This window comes from Planotetraspora silvatica (genome assembly GCF_016863315.1).
Classification (GTDB): Bacteria; Actinomycetota; Actinomycetes; order Streptosporangiales; family Streptosporangiaceae; genus Planotetraspora; species Planotetraspora silvatica.
In genome coordinates, this window is sequence record NZ_BOOQ01000009.1 from 79,737 (window position 1) to 101,500 (window position 21,764).

The window sequence follows — 21,764 nt, forward strand, 5'->3', positions numbered from 1 at the left end:
CACCAATGCTCCAGCGTGACTACACGACGTCACAGCTCGACGTGCTCGAGGCCGAGGCGATCCACGTCATGCGCGAGGTCGCGGCCGAGTTCGAGCGGCCCTGTCTGCTCTTCTCTGGTGGCAAGGACTCGATCGTCATGCTGCGCGTCGCCGAGAAGGCGTTCTGGCCGGCGCCGATCCCCTTCCCGCTGATGCACGTGGACACCGGGCACAACTTCCCCGAGGTGATCGACTTCCGGGACCGGCGCGTCGCCGAGCTGAACGCACGGCTGGTCGTGGCCTCGGTCCAGGCATCCATCGACGCGGGACGGGTGATGGAGGAGACCGGGCGGCGCGCCTCGCGCAACCGGCTGCAGACCACGACCCTGCTCGACGCGATCGAGGAGAACGAGTACGACGCCGTGTTCGGCGGGGCCCGGCGTGACGAGGAGAAGGCCAGGGCCAAGGAGCGCGTGTTCTCCTTCCGCGACGACTTCGGGCAGTGGGATCCGAAGAACCAGCGGCCCGAGCTGTGGAACCTCTACAACACCCGGATCCGCAAGGGGGAGCACATCCGCGTGTTCCCGCTGTCCAACTGGACCGAGCTGGACATCTGGTACTACATCCAGCGCGAGGGCATCGAGATCCCCTCGATCTACTTCGCCCACACCCGCAAGGTGTTCGAGCGGGACGGCATGCTGCTCAGCGATGACGAGGTGGTCCAGCGGGGCGACGACGAGCCGATCTTCGAGGCGGTGGTCCGTTACCGCACGGTCGGCGACATGACGTGCACCGGCGCGGTGGCCTCCACGGCCACGACGGTCGAGCAGATCATCGAAGAGGTGGCGGCGACCAGGATCACCGAACGGGGAGCCACCCGCGCCGACGACCGCGCGTCCGAGGCCGCCATGGAAGATCGCAAGAAGGAAGGGTACTTCTGATGCGCGCTGATCTTCCTGATGCCGGCCGTACGAACCTTGGGGAGCACGAGTAATGGACATCCTTCGTTTCGCTACGGCGGGCAGCGTGGACGACGGCAAGTCGACGCTGATCGGGCGGCTGCTCTTCGACTCCAAGGCGATCTTCGAGGACCAGTTGGAAGCGGTCGAGCGCACCTCGCGCGACCGGGGCACCGAGTACACCGACCTGTCCCTGCTCACCGACGGTCTCCGGGCGGAGCGCGAGCAGGGGATCACGATCGACGTCGCCTACCGCTACTTCGCGACGCCCCGGCGGAAGTTCATCATCGCCGACACCCCGGGTCACATCCAGTACACCCGGAACATGGTCACCGGAGCCTCGACCGCGGACCTGGCGATCATCCTGATCGACGCCCGTAAGGGCGTGCTGGAGCAGTCGCGGCGGCACGCGTTCCTGACGACGCTCCTGCGGGTGCCCCACCTCGTCCTCGCGGTCAACAAGATGGACCTCGTCGACTACTCCGAGGCCCGGTTCGAGGAGATCCGCGAGGAGTTCACCGCCTTCGCGTCGAAGCTGAACGCCAGCGACCTCACGTTCATCCCGATCTCCGCGCTGCACGGCGACAACGTGGTCTCCCGCTCGGAGAACATGCCGTGGTACGAGGGCACGGCGCTGCTCCATCACCTGGAGCACGTGCACATCGCCTCCGACCGCAATCTCGTCGACGTCCGCTTCCCGGTGCAGTACGTCATCCGACCGCACAACGCGACGAACCAGTCGCTGCACGACTACCGCGGATACGCGGGTCAGGTGGCCGGTGGCGTCCTCAAGCCGGGCGACGAGGTCATGCACCTGCCGTCGGGCCTCACCACGCGGATCAAGTCGATCGACAGCTTCGACGGCGCGCTCGACGAGGCATTCCCGCCCATGTCGGTCACCATCCGGCTGGAGGACGACATCGACATCTCGCGCGGCGACATGATCTGCCGTCCGCACAACCAGCCGCACGTGGCCCAGGAGATCGACGCGATGGTCGCGTGGATGGCCGACGGCGTGAGGCTGCAGCCCCGCTCCAAGCTGGTTCTCAAGCACACCACGAGGACCGCGCGGACCGTGGTCAGGGACCTGCAGTACCGCCTGGATGTCAACACCCTTCACCGTGACGAGACGGCGACCTCGCTGGGGCTCAACGAGATCGGCCGGGTGACGCTGCGCACCACTCAGCCGCTGTTCGTGGACGACTACGCCAGGAACCGCCTCACCGGCGGATTCATCCTGATCGACGAGACCACCAACGGCACAGTCGGGGCAGGGATGATCGTCGACGCTCACTGAGTAGATCCTTTAGGGATCATCAGGCGTTCGATTACTCTCCGCGCTAGGGTCGTCACGTTCCGCATCCACTAGGTGGAGGGCTCGTGGCCGACGCTCAGCCGGTGATCTTCGTAGGAGGGCTGGGCCGTAGCGGCACCACCCTGCTCGAGCGCCTGCTCGGTGAGATTCCGGGTGTGGCACCGCTCGGAGAGGTCGTCCATCTGTGGGCGCGTGGCGTTCGCGCCGACGAGCCCTGTGGCTGCGGTCAGCCGTTCTCCCAGTGCACGTTCTGGAGCAAGGTCGGCTCCCGCGCGTTCGGTTACTGGCGTGAGAGCCGTGCCGTCATGCTGCAGGAGCTCCGTGCCCGGGTGGACCGCACGCGCCGCATTCCGGGTTTCGCCATCGGGCTGCTGACCCGGGAGGCCGAGCTCGCCGAGTACGTCTCGGCGTACTCGCGGATCTATGCCGCCGCGGCCGAGGTCGCGGCGGCGCGCGTCGTCATCGACTCCAGCAAGCACGCCTCCCTGGCGTACTGCCTGTCCGCGACCATGGACCTCCGGGTCGTCCACGTGGTGCGCGACCCCCGCGCGGTCGCGGCGTCCTGGCGCAGGAGGGTGCGGCGGCCCGAGGACGGCCGGCCGATGGCCCGGTGGGCGCCCGCCCGGACGGCGATGCACTGGCTCGCGCAGAACCTCGCCTTCGAGGTCCTCCGCTGGAAGGGCGTCCAGGTCGTCCGCGTCCACTACGAGGATCTCGTGCAGGACCCCGTCGCGACGCTGACGGAACTGGCCGGCGACCTGGAGCTGACCGACTCTCGCGAGACGCTCGGCTTCATCGAGGACGGGCAGGCGCGACTCGGCGTCGCGCACACGGTCTCCGGCAATCCCATGAGGTTCGCCGTGGGCCACATCGAGTTCCACGACCGCCGCGCCGCACTGCCGTTCCGGCAGCGCTGGCTGGTCACCGCGCTGACCTGGCCGCTGCTGCTGATGTACGGCTACCCCCTCGCATACTGATCGGAGCTCGTGATTTGAACCCGTCCGTGGGTGTCGTGATCCCCACCCGAGGAGACCGGCCAGGCTCGCTCGCCGCCGCGGTGGCCGGCGTGCTGGGCCAGGCCTACAGTCGCCGGTTGCAGGTGGTCGTGGTCGTCGACGCGGGAGGCGCGCCGGTCGAGCAGGTGGCCGAGCAGGTGGGGAGCATCGGCTCCTCCCGGGGCAGCGTCCGGATCCTGCCGAACCGCCAGCGCCCCGGCCTGCCCGGCGCCAGGAACTCCGGAATCGCCGCGCTCGAGACCGAGCTGGTGGCCTTCTGCGACGACGACGATCTCTGGTTGCCCGGCAAGCTCGCCGTACAGGCGGCCGCGCTGGCCGAGGAGCCGGAGGCCGATTTCGCCAGTTGCGCGATCGAGGTCGAGTACGGCTCACGCCGCGTCCCCCGCCTCGCCGGAACCGCCCGGGTGACGCGCGAGCACCTGACGCGCTCGCGGATGATGATGGTCCACTCCTCGACGTTCCTGTTCCGGCGGGGCTCCATCTGGGTGGACGAGAGCGCACCCGGCGGTCAGAACGAGGATTGGGACCTCGCGCTGCGTGCCGCCTGGCGGCACCCGATCGTCCATGTCGACCGTCCGCTCGTCCGCGTGCGCTGGGGTGCCTCGCAGTACGTCATGAAGTGGGCGGATCGCATCGCGGGCCTCGACTGGATGCTGGCCCGCCATCCCGAACTGGCGGCGGACGCGTACGGCGCCGCCCGGATCTACGGCCAGCTGGCCTTCTCGCACGCGGCTCTCGGCCACCGCCGAGAGGCCGCCCGCTGGGCGCTCAGGGCCTTCGCGGCCCGCAGGAGCGAGCCGCGCGCGGCCGTCGCTCTGGCGGTGGCCGGCCGGCTGATCTCCGCGAGCGCGGTGCTGAGCCTGCTCAACGCCCGCGGTCACGGCATCTGATGGCCCCTCGTTCGGGGGTGGCGCCCGCTCCGGCCCGCCGGCGCAGGCAGGGGCGAGTGGCGGTCGCCGGGGTCAAGGTCGATCCGCTGACCGAGGCCCAGGTGGTGGAGCACGTCGTCGCCGCGCTCGGCCGAGGTCGCGGAGGACACCTCGTCACCCCCAATGTGGACATCTGCCGGGCGATCTCGCGTCACGCCGACCTGCGCGCCCTGGTCACCCGGGCCGACCTGGCGGTCGCGGACGGCATGCCGCTGGTCTGGGCGGCCCGGCTGCTCGGCCGGCCCCTGCCCGAGCGGGTCACCGGAGCCGATCTGATCTGGTCGCTCTCCGAGGCCGCGGCCGTCGGCGGCATCCCGGTCTATCTGCTCGGCGGGCCGCCAGGGGTGGCGGAGACCGCGCGGGACGTCTTGTGCGAGCGCTATCCGGGGCTGGTGGTGGCCGGGACCGACGCCCCGCCGTACGGGTTCGAGACGTGTCCGGAGGCTCTCGCCGAGGTGAGGAGGAGGCTCGTCGCGGCCGGGCCGCGGCTGGTCTTCGTCGGGCTCGGGTTCCCGAAGCAGGATCGGCTGATCGCCATGGTCCGGGCCGACCTGCCCGGGGCGTGGTTCGTGGGCTGCGGCTCCGCGATCGCCTTCACCGCCGGCGCCGTACGGCGGGCTCCCGCGTGGATGGGGGATCACGGGCTGGAGTGGTTGTTCCGGCTGTTGAGCGAGCCCGGCAGGCTGGCACGGCGTTACCTCGTCGACGACCTGCCGTTCGCCCTCCGTCTGCTGGCCGTCTGCCTGCTGAAACGCCTGTGGCGGGCTCGTCGGTCGGTTTGCGGACGTCAATGATCAATGCGTGTTTGCGATTTTCGCAATTCGAATCTAGGCTTTCGGTATGGCTGGGGAGAGAACGGCGGAGCGGGTGCGCCGACTGATCGCGGACAGTGGCATCACCCAGGCCGAGTTCGCCGCACGAGCGGGGCTCGACTCACCGAAGATGTCCAAGTCGTTGTCGGGCATTCGGCGATTCACCTCGCTGGACCTGGCGCGGATCGCCGATGTGGGTGGGGTCTCCGTCGACTGGCTCCTGGGTGGCGACTCGACTGTTCCTTCCCTGGCCGCACGAACCTCCATGGCTTCGTCCACGTCATCGGATACGGCTATCCGTGAGGCGGAACGGCTCGCCCAGATCCGGGCGGATCTGGCATTTCTCGGATATCGGCAGGAGTTGTCCGCCTTCGCGCCGGTTCTGAAGGCGGGACGACCGATCGACCAAGGACGCAACCTTGCCGCCGAGGCTCGGGATCTCGCACGAAGCGGCGGGATCGATCCCTGTCGGCGGCGTGATCTGTCCGAAGTCATTGAGGACCTTTTCGGGGTGGATGTCGCGATCGTTCGCCTCCCGGACGGGTTCGATGGACTCGCCTACGCGGACGAGCAAACGCGGCTCATGGTGATCGGTACATCGGAGGTGCCCGCCCGTCAGAGGTTCACCATCGCCCATGAACTGGCTCATTTGCTTACCGGTGACAACCAGGGACTCCACCTGGACGCCGACCTTCATGACAGTGTTCACAAGCAGCAGCCCTCGGAAATCAGAGCGAACGCCTTCGCCGCCGAGTTCCTGCTTCCCGCGGAGATCCTTCGCGAGGAAGACGCTCGGCTCACATGGTCGGAGACCGCGTTCGCGAAGCTCGCCTGCCGCTTCTGGGTATCGCCGAGCACGCTTGCGTGGCGGCTGTTCAATCTCGGCCTCATCGATCGCCGGCTCTGTGACTCTTTCAGATCACTGAACGCCGGTCAGGCGGCTCATCTGGCCGATGCCGTGGATGTGCTGGCGGAGTGGATCGAGTCGGCGTCGCGTCCGCGGACTCCTGCCTCGCTCGTGCGGGGCACCTTCCAGGCGTATGCCGATGGAAAGGCGACGCTCAGGCCGTACGCGAATCTGATCGGCGTCGACACCGCCACGTTGCGGCAGGCCATCAGTGAAACGAGAGAGGAATCCCCCCTCGGCTCATGACCTGGTACTGGTTTCCCGACAACACAGTGCTGTGCAATTTCGCCTGCGTGGACAGCCTCCCTTTATTGGAGAAGACCCTGCGCGGTCGTGGACGCTGGACTGAGGCGATCGCGTTCGAGGCGGCACAGTCCTCCCGCGTCTATCCCGGCTTGGGCGCGATCGCCGGCGGCAATTGGCTGGGGGATCCGATCGAGATCGATGATCCCGAGGAGAACAGGCAGATCGAGCGTGTTCGCCGAGCGGTCTTCGGCGGGTCACCGCGTCAGCCGCTGAAGCACCTCGGAGAGGCGCAGACCTGCCACGTGATCTTGAACTGGGCGGAGTTCACCGGTTCGCACTGGATCACCGATGATCGGGACGCTCAGGAGTACGCGCGTGCTCAAGGCATAACCACCCGCGACACCATGGACCTCATGTCCGAGGCGGTGGCCGACGGATGTTGCACGGGCGACGACGGATTCAGGCTCCTGCATCAGATGTGGCAAGAGGGCCGGCACCTTCGTGTGCCGCGTCACCCGTCCGATCTATGAACTATCCCGGCGTTGCTTCCTGGAAGAGCAGCTCAGGCGGTCGGCAGGCAGGTCAGGGACTGGATGCGGGCGATCTCTTCGGGGGACAGGCGCCGGCGGTAGGCGCTGAGGGCCTGGCGGGAGTCCATGGGGCGGAAGGCCGTCCGTGACAGGCCCGTCCAGGCGAAGCCGCCCGATCGGGAGCGCCGTGCCGTACAGGCCGTGGTGATGCGCCGGGCGGCCCGGCGGGTCCACGGCAGCCCGCACCACTCGTAGAGGTCGCGAAAGCCGTCCAGAGGCGCCGAGGCGAGGTGTTCGAAGCCCACCACGCGGATGCCGGTCGAGCGGGCGGCCACCGCGTCGGTCACCTGACGGGCCGCACTCCACAGGGCGGCCGTCTTGGCGATGCGGTCCTGCGAGCCGGCCAGGGGGCGGAGCCGTTCGACACCGGGGTGGTCGCGCAGGAGCAGCGGCTGTCCCAGGAGTTCGTCGAAGGAGACCGTCCAGCCGAGCCGCTGCCAGCTCGCCACGAACGAAACGGGATCCCGGACCAGGATGATCACCTGGCAGCCGAGCCGTCGGGCGAACCATTCCGCGGACAGGAGCGCGAAGGGATCGTCGAGCAGGGCGCGCCTGCCGCGGAGTGCGCCCATCCCGAACGCCGTGCCGTGCTTGGCCATCCTGGCCAGGTCGCGTGGCCGCCTGTTACGGCGAAGCTCGGCCAGCCAGTGGTAGCGGAGCGCGACCGTTCCGGAGAAGGCGTCGAGCCAGGGGGTCTCGTCGTCCGCGCAGATGTACTGGAACCGGTGGGTCACGGACGCGGCGAGCACGCCGGGGGAGCGGCCGGGCGGGCGTTCCGGGTTGAGCGGCTCGTTGACGTAGACCAGGTGCCCGCTCGCCGCGAGCATCTTGCCCACCCAACTCGTGCCGCTGCGCGGCAGGCCGGTGACCAGGACAGGGGGTCCGGAGGCCTTCACACGACGACCCTTCGCAGGCGGAACGCGCTCGCGGAGTGCCTGCCGAAGGGGCGCAGGCCGTAGCGGCGGGAGATCTGGACCAGCGGCAACGCGTTCTTCGCCAGCACTCCGGCCGACCAGCCGAGAGCCGCTCCCAGCGCGCCGTGGGACGGCACCAGCAGCACGTCGACCACGATGGTCACCGCCACGGCGCAGGCGGTGTTGGCCAGGCTCGCCGCGGTGCGTCCGGACGCGATGAGGACGACGTCGACCATGCCGCAGGCGGTGGCGACCACCATGGTTCCGGACAACACCAGCGCGATGGCCACGCCGTCGGCGTAGGAGGGGCCGAACAACGGCAGCAACCACGGCGCGAGGGCCGCGTACCCGAGCCAGATCGGCCAGGTGAGCACGACCAGCCACATGGTCGTGGTCTGGTAGAGGCGCCGGGCCCGCGCGAGGTCGCCGTCGGCGAGCGCCCTGACGAGGTGGGGTTGCACGGCCTGCACCAGCCCCTGGTTGGCCAGCTGCCCGACGACCTTGAACCGGGTGGCCGCCGTGTAGACGGCGGCGGGGGCCGGACCCGCCAGCACCGCGACGATCACGATGTCGAGCCGTTGGAACACCGCCTGGATCGCCGCGGCGGCCGACCTCGGCCCCGTGTAACGCCAGAACGCCGCCATCCCACCCCCGCCGCGCGCGAGCCTGAAGGCCGCCATCCCGTCCCCGCCGCGCGCCCTGAAGGCCACCATCTCGCCTCCGCCGTGTCCGAGTGGGGGAGCGGTCGAACCCGGCAGGTGCCGCCGGAGCCACACCGCCGCCAGCACGGTGGCGGGGACCGCCGGCAGGGCCCACGCCGCCGTCAGGATGGGCAGCGAGGCGCCCACGAGCACTCCGGCGGCGACGAGGAGGAGCTGGCCCATCGGCCGGCCGAGGCCGTCGAGCAGGAGCGTCGGCCGCATCGAGCCGAGGCCTCGGGTGGCCGACACCAGCACGTCCGCCAGCACGACGGCGGGCAGGGTCGCGGCCAGCGCCGGCCAGACGCCGTCCGGGACGCCGGTCAGCTCGGCCAGCTCTCCGTCGAAGACCGTGACGGCGCACGCGGCGAGCGCGGAGACCGCCGCGACCGGGGTGAGCGCCGCCCACAACACCGTGCGGCCCGATGACTCGCGTGGTCGTCTTGCCAGGGCGTAGATCAGGCCGTTCCCGGCGTCGAGCCGCAGGATTCCGGCGAGCATGAGGCACAGTGCCGTCGCGGTGAAGAACGCCCCCGCCGCGTCGGGATCGAGCGATCGCGTGATGAGCAGCACGATGAGGAACTGGCTCGCCGCTCCGCCCCCCGCGGCGGCGAGCCCGGCGAGGCTGCCGCGCGCCAGGCCGGAGCCGGGACGACGTGTTCCGAGGGCGCTCATCGGCGCCACGAGGGCTCCGTCCCGAGCCATTGCTGGAGGAGGGCGTCCCACGGGGCGAAGTGCGCGCCCAGCCGTTGGCGCACCGAGAGCGGCATCTCGGAGGTCCGCGGCTGCGCGTTGTGCACCTCGAACACCGGGTCGCCCATCCGCGGCAGCCCCAGGAACTCCAGGACGCGGTCATAGACGGGGTCGGGCTCACGGAAGAACGAACCGCTGTCGAGGACGAGGATCCGGTCGCGGCCGACGAGAAGCTCCATCCGGTTCAGCTGTTCGGCGTACCTGCCGCGGGCGACGTAGGCGTGGTGGCGATGGGCGTGGCTCAGGTAGTGGGGAGACTCGCGCAGCCGCTCGGCCTCGCCCGCGAGCCGCGCGCTCTCCATGTCCAGTGCGCGCTCGAACGACGGCTCGGTCTCGAACCCCCGAGCGAGCTCGTGCGCGTGCGCCGACGCGGCCCGCTCGACCGGATCCCTGACCAGCGCGATCAGCTTGACCCCCGGGAGGTTCCAGGCGATCCGGGCGGCCGCGAGCGGGTGGAAGAGGTAGTACGGCGACGACTCGAAGGCCTGGGTGCGTTGGCCGTACCGGCGCTGGAGCCGCTGTGCGGTGGCCTTGAGCGGGAAGTGCGCCTGATACCAGGACATGTCGTGGTCGTAACTCACGTCGAAGTAGTGCACGCCCTTGCGCAACACCGGCTTGACGATCAGGGGATGCCGGGAGAGAGCGCGGTAGAGCGAGGTGGTGCCGCATCGCTGCGCTCCGACGATCAGGAACGACGGCAGTATCCGCGCACGCGTCGTGAGCATGCCCGTGGTGAGGGAGACGGCATGGGCCGAGCGCTTCAACGTTGACCTCACAGGAGGCTCTCCAGATGATCGACGAGGGGGTTGAGCCAGAGGGACGAGGGACCGAGGGGCTCGTGGCCGTCCCGGTGGTGCCGATCGGCAAGGGTGATCAGGTAGTGGGCGGCCGCCCGGCGGGCCTCCGCGGAGGACAGGCCGAACGGCTCCAGGAGCAGGCCGGCCTGTGCCAGGCAGGAGCGGGCCGCCACGGCAGGGCGCATACGGCGCAACGCGCGGTTGAAGTAGTAGTGGAGGGCGTCGAATCCGAGGGGGACGTCGGTGGCGAACCGTTCCCAGTCCCAGACGAGCAGCCGCCCGTCCGGGGCCGCGGACAGGTTCCAGGGAGCGAAGTCGCCATGCCATCCCCACCCCGCCTGGTCATGCAGCGGCCTGCCGCTCACCTGTGCGGACAGTGCTCGTGATCGTGGCCGGGCCGGCTCACCCCGGCCGCGCCGGTGCGCGGCCATGCTCCGCCGTCCGAGTGAGGCGATCTCGGCCACGGCGGCGTCGCGCAGCCCCCGGGGCACCGGCGCCGCGGTGACCGGAAGGGGGGAGACCACGAGCACCTCGAGCCCGCGCCACGTTCCGTGATGGACGACGGAAGGTGGTACGACCACCTTCATGGGGTGGTCCGCCAGCATCCGCAGCACCGCGCCCTCGTGCCGGACGAGTTCCCTGGTCCGGTCCGAGTCGCCGATCTTCACGAACGCGACGAGCCCGTCCTCGCCGTGCGCCTCCAGCACGGGCTTGCGGTTCGCCCGGCGGGCGGGCCGTACGTGGACGACCGCGTGGATCCGCCGGTCGAGCACCTGGCTGAGGTGGGTCTCGATCGTGTCCGGGCCGTCCCACACGGGAACGCCGCGGCCGAGGGCCGCGTGCCACCGTGTGCGGGGGACCAGCCGCCGCGGCACGAGCCGGTGCGGGAGCAGCGTGCGGGCCGCCTTGGAGGTGCCGGGCGGGTACAACTGGGCCAGGACCTCGTGCAGGTAGCGCAGACGTGTCGGGGTGTCTCTCATGCGTTCCGCCAGAGGAGGGCGAAGGAGATCAGATACAGGCTCAGCGCGCTGATCAGACCGTCGTAGACGAGCATGTAGAACAGCACGAGGATCATGACGAGGGTCCCCGCCTGCCCGATGGGCGTGCGGTCGCGCCAGAACCGGCGGACCGCGCCCGCGAAGAAGCCCACGTACAGCAGGGCCCCGGCGAAACCCTGGCTGATCAGCAGCAGCCACAACTGGCCGTCGCTGCCCAGCGGGGGATGGCCGCACTCCTCGCACCAGCGCGTCTTGCCCGTCGTGATCGTGCGCTGGTTGCCGAAGGCGTTGCGGGTGTTGCCGTAGCCGATGAGGGGCGACGTGGCGGCCACGCGCACAGTGGAGGAGACGGTGAACGCCCGGATGTCGTTGCTGTGCGGGCTGTCGATGCGCTGGGCGACGATCGCGCTCAGCGGCGACAGGAAGAACGCCGCCCCCGCGAGGGCGGCGGCCGCCCCGACGAGCAGCGGGCGGCCGCGCAGGGCCAGGTAGGCGGCGGAGATGGCGAGCCCGATCCACAGGCCGCGGTTCAGCGAGTAGACGATCGGCACGGCGGCCGCCACGATCAGCACCGCCGCCATCGCCCGCCGGTACGGCCCGCCGTACGCCCACCATCCGACCACGAACCAGATGACCAGGACCGACACGTTGCTGCCCCAGGCGTTGGCCCATTCGAACGGCGCCTCGGGACGCGGCGAGCTGTGCCCGAGCACGTGCTGCACCTGCGCGGCCGTCGGGTGGATGAGGTTGCGCACGAAGGAGTTGTCGCCGATCCACCCCGGCAGGACCATCTCGAGCGGCGAGGTGAACTGGAAGCCGGGAGCCAGGACGCCCAGCAGTCCGCCGGCGACCGTCGTGATGAACAGCACGCCCAGCATCCGCACGAGGGTGAGCTGGGGAAGCTCGTCGAGCGAGAGGTTGCCCAGGTAGACGACCATGACGAGCAGCGAGGCGTAGACGGCGAGGCGCACGAGGTAGCCGGTGATCCGGCCGGGGCTGAGGTCGCCGTAGGTGCCGTCGGGCGTCTCGGCCAGTGTGACGGCGCTGATGAGGTATCCCGCCAGTAACAACAGCCACAGGCCGAAGCCCTTGGGCACCCTGATCGGCCGCCTGCGCCACAGGATCACGGCCATCGGCACGGCGAGCACGACGACCGCGAGGCCGCCGAGTCCGAGTGCCCACCAGACGGGATAGCCGATCAGCAGCGCGGCGACCGGCCACACCGCCGGCCTCACGTGACCTGCTCCGCCTGGCCGGGTACGGACACCGTCAGCCCCGGCGGCACGGCCACGACGCCCAGGACCCGCACTCCCTGGCGGGCCAGGTTCCGTACGGCTCCCGCCACGTCGTCGGACGTGGTCCGGCCGAGTGCCGCCAGGAGCATCGCCGCGTCCGGGCGGCCTTCGCGCCCCGTCACGACGGAGATGGGGGCGAGGCGGGCGAGCGCCGCGCCGAGCCCCTCGGCCATGGACCGGCCGTGGCTCTCGTCGCCGAGTTCTTCGAGGAGCAGCGTGTGGCGCCCGTCGCCCAGCGCGGTCACCGCGACGGCCGCGAGTTCGTGGAAGATCGTCGTTTCCGGCCGGGTGGCGGTTTCGGCGAGCAGGGGCAGTCCGGTCAGGCGTTCCACGTCACCGGATCGGCGGAGCCGGGTGTCGAGCCGGTCCCGGGCGAACGCCGCTCCCGCGCCGCAGATCAGGCCGAGGAAGAGCCCGCTGCCGAGGTAGATCGGGGCGCTGGGGGCGCTCGGCTCCGTGGGCGGCCGCGCTGGGCTGATGACGGTCCCCGGCGTGATCGCGACGGTCTTCAGGGCGTCGTACTTGACCGTGAGGCTGGACGCCTGGCGGGCCAGCACCGTCTGCCGGTGCGCGGCGATCGCCCGCGCGGCCGATCCACGGGCCTGGGTGGGCACGGCGGCGGCGGCCTTCGCCAGATCGGCGTTCACCTGGCGCAGCTTGGCCGCGAGGACCTTCTGCTCGGCCGTCAGCGCGTCCGTGGCCGAGCTGAGGCGGTTTCGCAGATACGCGTCGGCGAATGCCTGGGCGCCTTTCGCGGCCGATTCGGGATCGGCGGTGGTGAACGAGATGGAAAGAATGGCCGAATTGGGAGGCACGTCTACTTCGACCATTTCGCGCAAGCCGTCGGGATCCGTATATTTCAGGGCCTGGGCGGCTAGAGAGGCGACCACGGTGGATTGTGCGATCTGTGCCTCGGTATCGAGGTTGAGGGGTTCCTTCTGCCGCGGGGTTATCAGATTGACCTGTTCCTGCATCCCGGTGGGGAACACCTGCACCTGGGCGGCGGACGTATATGCGGCAGGCGTCTCCGACAACAACACGGCGCCACCGATCATACCTGTGACCAGGCATGACAGGAATACTTGCCACCGCCTGCGCAGGACGGAACCGTACTCCGCGATGTCTCTGCTATGCGGTGAAAGAATCATGGCCAACTCTCCGTGCCCCTCGCCCGGAGTCGAACTATAGGCCGGTGAGAGGTTTCCCCATCCGCTATTGAAGATTTTCCACGCAAGAATGACCGGATAGCGGTCGACTTTTCTCGGAAATTTCTAGACAGATGAGTTGGTAAGAATGGCCCACCGACCGCCCCCTCTTGGTGGGAAGGTGAACCCCCGCGGGGATCCGGACCACACGATGGGGGGAAACGGTGCGACGAACTGGGGGCGCCGGCTTGGCCGCACTTGCCGGCCTGGCCGTACTGATGGGGGCGGGCGCGGTGGGCTGCTCGGCCGCGTCGGGCACGTCGACGTCACGGGGGGTCGGGACGTTCCTCGACCAGACGCACAGGCCGCCGAAGGTCGCCAGTTGCGTGGTGACGGAGAAGCTGATTCCGACGTGCGGGGCGTGGTGGGGGATCGCGCCCGACGTCTTCTCCGGCAGGCGTCCGCTGCAGTCCGTCGAGACGGCCGAGCGGCGGATGGGCCGCCGGGCGGACATCGTGCACGTCTACCACCGGGGTGACGAACTGTTCCCCACGCCGCAGGAGCGCGCCATCGCGCAGGGTCCCCGCCTGCTGCTCGTCAACTGGAAACCGGCGCCGGACCGTTCGTGGGCCCAGGTGGCCCGAGGCGACGTGGACGACCGCATCGACGCGCTCGCCGGCTACATCACCCGGACCTTCCCCAGTCGCTTCTTCCTGACGATCCACCACGAGCCCGAGGACGACGTCCGCTCGGGCGCGGGGTTCTCGGCCACCGACTACGTGGCCATGTACCGGCACGTCGTCTCCCGCCTCCGGGCCAGGGGGGTGCAGAACGCCGTGACGGTGATGACCTACATGGGGGCGCCCAACTGGGCGTCCAAGCCGTGGTTCGAGTCGCTCTATCCGGGCGACGACGTGGTCGACTGGGTCGCCATCGACCCCTACGCCGACTCCCAGGTGTCCGACTTCGCCGGCATGGTGAACAAGACGCGCCCGGAGTATCCCAAGTGGCCGGGCTTCTATCGGTGGATGCAGGGACGCTTCCCGGGCAAGCCGATCATGATCGCCGAGTGGGGGGCCTTCGAGCGATCGGGCTCGCCCAGGTTCAAGCGCGACTTCTACCTGTCCGTCGCGCGGCAGATCGACGACTACCCGCAGATCAAGGCGCTGGTGTACTTCGACTCGCCGGTGGCTCCGCGCGGCGACACCCGGTTCGACACGACTCCGGGGGGCGGCCGCGCGTTCGCCGAACTCGGCCGGGAGCCCGAGTTCACCGGCACCCGCGTCCCCACCCGCTGATCTCGCGGGCGGGGACGCCGCGGCTCAGCGGATCCAGCCCCCGGAGGTGAGCAGGTTGAGCACCGTGTTCACGGAGCGCTCGACCGTCATCCCCGTGGTGTCGAGCACGAGTTCGGCGTCGTCGGGCTCCTCGTACGGATCGGAGATCCCCGTGAACTCGGGGATCAGGCCCGCGCGGGCCTTGGCGTACAGGCCCTTCCTGTCGCGGCGCTCGCACTCCTCCAGCGGGGTCGCGACGTGGACCAGCAGGAAGTCGGCGCCGACCTCCTCCACCATGGCCCGCACCTCGTCGCGCGTGGACGCGTAGGGCGCGATCGGCGCGCAGATGGCGAGGCCGCCGTGCCGGGCGACCTCCGCCGCGACGAAGCCGATGCGCCGGATGTTCAGGTCGCGATCCTCGCGGGAGAAGGTGAGCCCGGCCGACAGCAGCCGCCGCACCACGTCGCCGTCCAGGTAGGTGACCGTGCGCCCGCCTCGCTCGAGCAGCGTGTCGCGCAGGCCGCGCGCGACCGTCGACTTGCCCGAGCCGGACAGGCCGGTGAAGAACACCACGAGTCCCCGCCGGTGCGGCGGTCCCGGGATGACGATGGGGGCGGGGCCGGCGTAGTGCTCGGTCGCGCCGTAGTTGCGCGCCACGTGCTCGCGCAACTCCAGGTCGATCTCGGTGTCCTCGCGGGGCGCGAGCGGCACGGCGACCACGGTCGATCCGGGGAGCCGCTCCGACGCCTTGAGCGCGGCGCGCACCACCGCGGGCCCGCCCTCGCCGAACACCAGCGGCATCAGGACGACGGTGGCCTCCAGTTCCTCGGCGGTCGCCGCCACGTCCTCGAGGACGGTGGAGTCCAGCGGCCCCCGCATGGTCACGGCGAGGATCTCCCCGTGCGGCAGATCCTTGCGGACCTCGTCGGGCGTACGGCGCAGCCGGGCGAACGGCCCGAAGACGGGCACGTCGAGCGCCTTCACGGGGCCTGCCGCGTGGTGGCCGTCCCGCTCCTCCACGGTCAGCACGGCCACCGCCGCACCCTCGGGATCCTTGAGCGTCACCCGGGCGCCGGGCGGGACGTCGTCCGGAAGGGCGAGCGTGATCGGGTCCGGCCAGGGCGTCCCGTCGGACAGCGTGCCGTTCTCGGCCACCGCGCTCGCGTCGGCCGAGGTCAGGAAGCCGGTCAGCGGCGCGAAGGCCCCGGAGAGCAGCAACTCCAGATCGGCCAGCTCCCGGGCGTCGGGAGTCCACTCAGTCATTCGTCTATTCCGATCGATTCGGTCGCCAACACACATCGCGTCGTTCGGACGCATAGCGGGAGGGTGCGCACGGCGTCTAGAAGCCGACAGTATTCCTTGGAGGTGACTGTGGACGCCGCAGACGAGCGACGTTTCCGAGAGTTCGTGTCGGCGCGCTCGCCGGCGCTGATGAGGCCGGCGTTCCTCCTGACCGGAGGCGATCAGCACACCGCCGAGGATCTCGTGCAGACCGCCCTCGCGAAGGCCCGGACGGGGCTGCGCGGGCGGGTGCGGCGACGAGTTCGACGACGGGCTGGTCCTGGTGAGCGTGGACGGCAGGCGGGCCGTTCAGCTGTGGCGCCACCGCTGGGACCCGCAGTCCCGGATGTGGTGGCTGACGGTCCTCACCCTCCGCTAGATGAGGCGGGCGAAATGGTTCTGGGGCTTGCGGACGACCATGCAGACCTCGTCGTTCGTGCCGGAGAGGCGGTCACCGGACAGGGCGGCGACGGCGCCGCAGACCGCTTTGACGAGTCCGGCGTGCGGCCCACGCCGGGCCGGGCCGGTCGCGCCGGAGTAGTCCTCGGCGATCATCAGGCCGCGCATCAGGCAGTACGCCTGGATGCCCTCACGGGAGGCGATCGGCTCGTAGACCGCCGGTAGCGGGCCCACGGACCCGGCGGGCATCAGGCTCCTCCACAGGGCCCCCCGCAACCAGGAGGGCGCCATCCGGTCGCAGAAGCCGTACGCCGACCTGCGATCCCTGGCCTTGATCAGCAGCAGGCCGCCGGGCCGGAGCCCTCCGACCAGGCGGTCGAGCACGAGCTCGGCGTTGTGGATGCGTTCCAGCAGGAACGACACGTGGACCACGTCGAAGGAGCGCGGCGGGATGGGCACCTTGCGCATGTCGTCGAGGTACCACGCGTCCAGGTCCTGGCGTGAGGCGGTGTGGGCGCGCAGTGGCGGCAGGTCCTCGTCCACCCCCGTGACCAGGGGATCGGATCGGCCGACGTCCAGCGTGCCGCCCCGTCCGCATCCGGCGACCAGGATGTCGAGGCGCCGCCCCAGCTGCTCGGTCCACTGCTCGCGGACTCGCTGACCGAAAACGTCATCCTCGCCGACGGGCGACCACTGAACCTCAGGCATGCCACAGAGCGTAACCACCTAAGTGCGATGAGTAGAGCATTTGCGGTGCCGGGGTTTCGGCGGCTTCGGGGCTCCTGCCCGGTGCGGGGGCCGACGGGCGTAGCCTGGGTAACCCCGGTCCATATCTGGCTCGGGCCATTTCGCTTGCCGTCGTGGGGCTCTGAAGGCATAAATGTCTCTTTCCGGACTGCTCGATCTTGTCGCCGCCGAACCGAAACTGGCCGCCGTTCTCGAAGGAGCCGGCGGCTCCGCCGATCCCGGCGCCGACCTGATCGCGCCGTCCGCGCTCCGGCCGCTGGCCGTGGCCGCCCTCTCCCGTGTCCGTCCCGTGCTCGCGGTGACCGCGACCGGCAGGGAGGCCGAGGACCTCGCCGCCGCCCTCACCGGGCTGGTCGACGAGAGCTCGGTGGCGGTCTTCCCCGCGTGGGAGACCCTTCCGCACGAACGGCTCTCGCCCCGGAGCGACACGGTCGGCCAGCGGCTCGCCGTACTGCGCCGCCTGGCCCACCCGGTCGCGGGCGACCCGAACGCAGGGCCGCTCCAGGTTGTCGTCGCCCCTGTCCGCTCGTTGCTGCAGCCGATCGTGTCCGGCCTCGGCGACCTCGAGCCCGTACGGCTCAGCGCGGGTGACGACGCCGATCTCGACGACGTCGTGGCGCAGTTGGTCGGCAACGGCTACCACCGCGTCGACATGGTCGAAAAGCGCGGGGAGGTCGCCGTCCGCGGCGGCCTGCTCGACGTCTTCCCGCCCACCGAGGAGCACCCGCTGCGGCTGGAGTTCTGGGGCGACACGGTCGAGGAGATCCGCTGGTTCAAGGTCGCCGACCAGCGCTCGCTGGAGATCGCGCAGGACGGCCTGTTCGCCGCGCCCTGCCGCGAGCTGCTGCTCACCGACGACGTACGGCTACGCGCCCGCGAGCTGGGGGAGGAGCACCCCGCGCTGAAGGAGGTGCTCGACCAGCTCGCCGAGGGTGTGCCGGTGGAGGGCATGGAGGCGTTCGCCCCGGTCCTGGCCGGCTCGATGGACCTGCTGCTCGATCACCTGGCCGTCCGCTCGGCCGTGTTCGTCTGCGACCCCGAGCGCATCCGGAGCCGGGCCGTCGAGCTGGTGCGGACCAGCCAGGAGTTCATGGAGGCGTCCTGGATCACCGCCGCCGCAGGCGGGGAGGCGCCGATCGACCTCGAGGCGGCCGCGTTCCGGACGCTGGAGGACGTTCAGGGCCACGCCCGCGAGCTGGGCCAGGCGTGGTGGAGCATCGCGCCCTTCGGCGACGGGGCCGAGCTGGACGCCCATGACGTCGAGGCCTACCGCGGCGACACCCAGCGCGCGCTGGCCGACATCAAGGGGTGGCTGGGCGCGGGCAAGTCGGTCGTGCTGCTCAGCGAGGGCCACGGCCCGGCCGACCGCATGGTCGAGCTGCTCAAGGGCGTCGACGTGGCGGCCAGGCTGACGCCCTCGCTCGACGCCCCGCCGCCGCGTGACGTCGTCCAGGTCACCACCGGCCGCCTCGACCACGGATTCGTCATCCCCGGCCTGGCCGTACTGACCCATCTCGACCTGGTCGGGCAGAAGGCGTCGACCAAGGACATGCGGCGGCTGCCGTCGCGGCGCCGCAACATGGTCGATCCGCTCCAGCTGAAGGTCGGCGACCACGTCGTGCACGAGCAGCACGGCGTGGGGCGCTACATCGAGATGGTCCAGCGCACGATCCAAGGGGCGACCAGGGAGTATCTCGTCATCGAGTACGCCAAGGGCGACCGGCTCTACGTGCCGACCGACCAGCTCGACGAGGTCACCCGCTACGTCGGAGGAGAGGCGCCGACCCTCAACCGCATGGGCGGCGCCGACTGGGCCAAGGCCAAGACCAAGGCCAGGAAGGCCGTCAGGGAGATCGCGGGCGAGCTGATCCGGCTCTACTCGGCCCGGATGGCGTCCCCCGGCCACGCCTTCGCGTCCGACAGCCCCTGGCAGCGCGAGATGGAGGACGCCTTCCCGTACGCCGAGACCGGCGACCAGCTGGAGGCGATCGACGAGGTCAAGCGGGACATGGAACGACCGGTCCCGATGGACCGTCTGATCTGCGGCGACGTCGGGTACGGCAAGACCGAGATCGCGGTGCGGGCCGCGTTCAAGGCGGTCCAGGACGGCAAGCAGGTCGCCGTGCTCGTGCCGACCACGCTGCTCGTCCAGCAGCACCTGTCGACGTTCGGCGAGCGGTTCGCCAGCTTCCCCGTCACGGTGAAGCCGATGTCCCGCTTCCAGACCGACGGCGAGGTCAAGGAGACGATGGAGGGGGTCAGGAACGGCGCCGTCGACGTCGTGATCGGCACCCACCGCCTGCTGTCGCCCGAGGTCAGGTTCAAGGACCTCGGCCTGATCATCGTGGACGAGGAGCAGCGGTTCGGCGTCGAGCACAAGGAGGCCATGAAGCACCTCCGCACCCAGGTCGACGTGCTCGCCATGTCGGCCACGCCGATCCCGCGCACGCTGGAGATGGGCCTGACCGGCATCCGCGAGATGTCCACGATCCTCACCCCGCCTGAGGAGCGCCACCCGATCCTCACGTTCGTCGGACCGTACGACGAGAAGCAGATCGCGGCGGCGATCAGGCGCGAGCTGATGCGCGACGGCCAGACCTTCTTCGTGCACAACCGCGTGCGCAGCATCGACAGGGTGGCCGCGCGGCTCCACGAGCTGGTCCCCGAGGCGCGGATCGCCGTCGCCCACGGCCAGATGAACGAGCACCAGCTCGAAAAGATCATGGTGGACTTCTGGGAGCGCAACTTCGACGTGCTCGTCTGCACCACGATCGTCGAGTCCGGCCTCGACGTGCCCAACGCCAACACGCTCATCGTGGATCGGGCGGACAACTACGGCCTGTCGCAGCTGCACCAGCTTCGCGGCCGGGTGGGGCGGGGACGCGAGCGCGGCTACGCCTACTTCCTCTACCCGCCGGAGTCCCCGCTGACCGAGACCGCACACGAGCGGCTCGCCACGATCGCGCAGCACACCGAGATGGGCGCGGGCATGTACGTCGCGATGAAGGACCTGGAGATCCGCGGCGCCGGCAACATCCTCGGGGCGGAGCAGTCGGGCTTCATCGCCGGCGTCGGCTTCGACCTCTACGTGCGGATGATGTCCGAGGCCGTGCAGGAGCAGAAGTCCAAGCTGTCCGGGGAGCCCGAGGTCGAGGAGCGGACCGACGTCAAGGTCGAGTTGCCGATCAACGGGCATGTGCCTCACGCTTACGTGACGTCGGAGCGGCTGCGGCTCGAGGCGTACAAGCGCATCGCCGCGATCGCGTCCGAGGACGACATCGCGGCCGTCCGCGACGAGCTGACCGACCGGTACGGCAGGCCGCCGCAGGAGGTGGACAACCTCCTGGAGGTGGCGCGGTTCCGGATCAAGGCCCGCAAGGCCGGGCTGACCGACGTCACCCTGCAGGGCCAGCAGATCAGGTTCGCGCCCGTGGTTCTGCGGGACTCCCAGCAGGTGCGGCTGCAGCGGCTGTATCCGCGGTCGATCGTCAAGCAGGCCACCGAGGTCCTGCTGGTGCCGGTGCCCAAGACCAAGCCCATCGGCGGTCAGCCGCTGCGGGACCTGGAGCTGCTGAAATGGTGCGGAGACCTGGTCGACGCCATGTTCCTTGAACCCATACGGGTACAGTGACCGCGGATTGGCGGTCTCACGGCGCTCGCGCGAGATCGCGCAAAAGACAGAGAACCGGCACAATTGCCTGGCCGGTGTCCTCGGGAGGATCGTTCGTGAAGTCATATCAAGTGCGCGTCGCCGTGGCCGTCGCGGTGGCCGGTGTCGCATTGAGCGCGTGTGGCCCCGTGCAGGCCGGCGCCGCGGCCATCGTGGGCAAGGAACGCATCGCCGCCAGTGACTTGGACACCAAGATCCAGGACTTCCGCAAGGATCTGGCCGCCCACAAGATGACCGAGGACCAGCTCGGCCTCAGGATCCCGTTGACGCAACTGATCCTGCTTCGGCTGGCCAACGACGAGCAGTACATCCAGCTCGGCAAGCAGCGGGGCATCGCCGTCACCCAGCGGGACATCGACGACGTCATCGCGTCGCAGGGCGGCCAGTCGCAGACGGACGCGGCGCTGCTGCAAAGTGGTGTCCCGCTGTCCATGGGCCGGGAGTTCATCAGCTCGCTGATCATCCAGCAGAAGCTGGTCGAGCAGGCGGGCGGTGGGGTCGATCAGCAGAGCCAGCAGGCCGCTCTGCAGAAGGTGACCCAGGAGGCCGACACCAAGGTCCCGATGCGCTTCAGCCCGCGGTACGGCAAGTTCGACGCCCAGCAGGGGTTCCTGCCCGACGAACGCTTCGGCAAGGTTCCCGCCCCCGAGCAGCCCCCCGCCGCCGCCCCTCCCGCGTGATCATGCACACATTCGGTGCCGGCCGTACGGACCTGCGCGAACTCTCGGCGTGATCATGCACAAGTTCGTGAAAAGGCCCCTTCGCCTGCCACGACTCATTTCGTGATCATGCGCGGATTCGTAAAGTTCCACACTGATCTGCGGGAGGAAGGTTCGTGATCATGCAATTGCATGATCACGAATCGCGTTTCCCCTGCGTGACGCACCTTCCGCCGAGCCTGCGCATGATCACGCACGGAGAAGTGGCTGGTCGGAGCCGAATCCACGAACCCGTGCATGATCACGCGTGGGAAAGCGGCCGGTCAGGGGCCGATCCACGAACCCGTGCATGATCACGGGCAAAAAGGGTGAGGGAGG

At 69.9% G+C, this 21,764-nt stretch carries 18 protein-coding genes; 10 read left to right on the plus strand and 8 right to left on the minus strand.

Annotation, left to right across the window (positions count from 1 at the left end; translation table 11 throughout):
• Nucleotides 1-5 precede the first annotated feature (5 nt).
• The 7 genes from cysD (at nt 6) to Psi02_RS08055 (ending at nt 6,693) form a co-directional block, all read left to right on the plus strand.
• The gene (gene cysD / locus Psi02_RS08025; protein WP_203972822.1) at nt 6-920 is read left to right on the plus strand and encodes a sulfate adenylyltransferase subunit CysD; all 915 of its coding nucleotides are present in this window, start codon (nt 6-8) and stop codon (nt 918-920) included.
• Nucleotides 921-972: 52 nt separating this feature from the next.
• Complete coding sequence (gene cysN / locus Psi02_RS08030) at nt 973-2,235, plus strand: sulfate adenylyltransferase subunit CysN (RefSeq protein ID WP_203972823.1); 1,263 nt, start codon at nt 973-975, stop codon at nt 2,233-2,235.
• Between the two features lie 83 nt (nt 2,236-2,318).
• Nucleotides 2,319-3,230, plus strand: a complete 912-nt coding sequence (locus Psi02_RS08035; RefSeq protein WP_239094699.1) for a sulfotransferase family protein — start codon at nt 2,319-2,321, stop codon at nt 3,228-3,230.
• A 26-nt stretch (nt 3,231-3,256) separates the two neighbouring features.
• The gene (locus tag Psi02_RS08040; protein ID WP_239094700.1) at nt 3,257-4,159 is read left to right on the plus strand and encodes a glycosyltransferase family 2 protein; all 903 of its coding nucleotides are present in this window, start codon (nt 3,257-3,259) and stop codon (nt 4,157-4,159) included.
• A 17-nt stretch (nt 4,160-4,176) separates the two neighbouring features.
• Nucleotides 4,177-4,992 carry a WecB/TagA/CpsF family glycosyltransferase gene (locus Psi02_RS08045; protein WP_239094701.1) on the plus strand — a complete coding sequence of 272 codons (816 nt, stop codon included), beginning with the start codon at nt 4,177-4,179 and terminating at the stop codon, nt 4,990-4,992.
• 46 nt (nt 4,993-5,038) lie between these two features.
• Nucleotides 5,039-6,163 carry a helix-turn-helix domain-containing protein gene (locus Psi02_RS08050; RefSeq protein ID WP_239094702.1) on the plus strand — a complete coding sequence of 375 codons (1,125 nt, stop codon included), beginning with the start codon at nt 5,039-5,041 and terminating at the stop codon, nt 6,161-6,163.
• Nucleotides 6,160-6,693: a PIN domain-containing protein gene (locus Psi02_RS08055; RefSeq protein WP_203972826.1), complete on the plus strand. Its 534-nt coding sequence runs from the start codon at nt 6,160-6,162 to the stop codon at nt 6,691-6,693. Before Psi02_RS08050 ends, Psi02_RS08055 begins: the two co-directional genes overlap by 4 nt.
• A 32-nt stretch (nt 6,694-6,725) precedes the next feature.
• On the opposite strand, the gene Psi02_RS08060 is transcribed toward Psi02_RS08055, so the two are convergent.
• The 6 genes from Psi02_RS08060 to Psi02_RS08085 are packed head-to-tail and all read right to left on the minus strand — an operon-like array spanning nt 6,726 to nt 13,263.
• Complete coding sequence (locus tag Psi02_RS08060; RefSeq protein ID WP_203972827.1) at nt 6,726-7,649, minus strand: sulfotransferase; 924 nt, start codon at nt 7,647-7,649, stop codon at nt 6,726-6,728.
• Complete coding sequence (locus Psi02_RS08065) at nt 7,646-9,070, minus strand: lipopolysaccharide biosynthesis protein (protein WP_239094703.1); 1,425 nt, start codon at nt 9,068-9,070, stop codon at nt 7,646-7,648. Before Psi02_RS08065 ends, Psi02_RS08060 begins: the two co-directional genes overlap by 4 nt.
• Complete coding sequence (locus Psi02_RS08070) at nt 9,037-9,894, minus strand: sulfotransferase (protein WP_239094704.1); 858 nt, start codon at nt 9,892-9,894, stop codon at nt 9,037-9,039. Before Psi02_RS08070 ends, Psi02_RS08065 begins: the two co-directional genes overlap by 34 nt.
• Nucleotides 9,891-10,895, minus strand: coding sequence for a hypothetical protein (locus tag Psi02_RS08075; RefSeq protein ID WP_203972828.1), 1,005 nt, complete (start codon nt 10,893-10,895; stop codon nt 9,891-9,893). Before Psi02_RS08075 ends, Psi02_RS08070 begins: the two co-directional genes overlap by 4 nt.
• Complete coding sequence (locus Psi02_RS08080; protein ID WP_203972829.1) at nt 10,892-12,148, minus strand: hypothetical protein; 1,257 nt, start codon at nt 12,146-12,148, stop codon at nt 10,892-10,894. The genes Psi02_RS08075 and Psi02_RS08080 overlap by 4 nt, the downstream gene beginning before the upstream one ends.
• The gene (locus Psi02_RS08085; protein WP_203972830.1) at nt 12,145-13,263 is read right to left on the minus strand and encodes a YveK family protein; all 1,119 of its coding nucleotides are present in this window, start codon (nt 13,261-13,263) and stop codon (nt 12,145-12,147) included. Before Psi02_RS08085 ends, Psi02_RS08080 begins: the two co-directional genes overlap by 4 nt.
• A 338-nt stretch (nt 13,264-13,601) precedes the next feature.
• Here Psi02_RS08085 and Psi02_RS08090 point away from each other — a divergent pair, with 338 nt between their 5' ends.
• Nucleotides 13,602-14,651 carry a glycoside hydrolase family 26 protein gene (locus Psi02_RS08090; RefSeq protein WP_239094705.1) on the plus strand — a complete coding sequence of 350 codons (1,050 nt, stop codon included), beginning with the start codon at nt 13,602-13,604 and terminating at the stop codon, nt 14,649-14,651.
• A gap of 24 nt (nt 14,652-14,675) precedes the next feature.
• Here the strand turns inward: Psi02_RS08090 and cysC are convergent, their stop codons facing one another.
• Entirely contained in the window at nt 14,676-15,893 is a 1,218-nt protein-coding gene (gene cysC, locus Psi02_RS08095) for an adenylyl-sulfate kinase (protein ID WP_203972832.1), read from the minus strand.
• 393 nt (nt 15,894-16,286) lie between these two features.
• The gene (locus Psi02_RS08100) at nt 16,287-17,018 is read right to left on the minus strand and encodes a methyltransferase domain-containing protein (RefSeq protein WP_203972833.1); all 732 of its coding nucleotides are present in this window, start codon (nt 17,016-17,018) and stop codon (nt 16,287-16,289) included.
• Nucleotides 17,019-17,190: 172 nt separating this feature from the next.
• On the opposite strand from Psi02_RS08100, the gene mfd reads away from it, so the two are divergent.
• Complete coding sequence (gene mfd, locus Psi02_RS08105) at nt 17,191-20,688, plus strand: transcription-repair coupling factor (RefSeq protein ID WP_203972834.1); 3,498 nt, start codon at nt 17,191-17,193, stop codon at nt 20,686-20,688.
• Nucleotides 20,689-20,783: 95 nt separating this feature from the next.
• Complete coding sequence (locus Psi02_RS08110; protein WP_203972835.1) at nt 20,784-21,407, plus strand: hypothetical protein; 624 nt, start codon at nt 20,784-20,786, stop codon at nt 21,405-21,407.
• Nucleotides 21,408-21,764 lie beyond the last annotated feature (357 nt).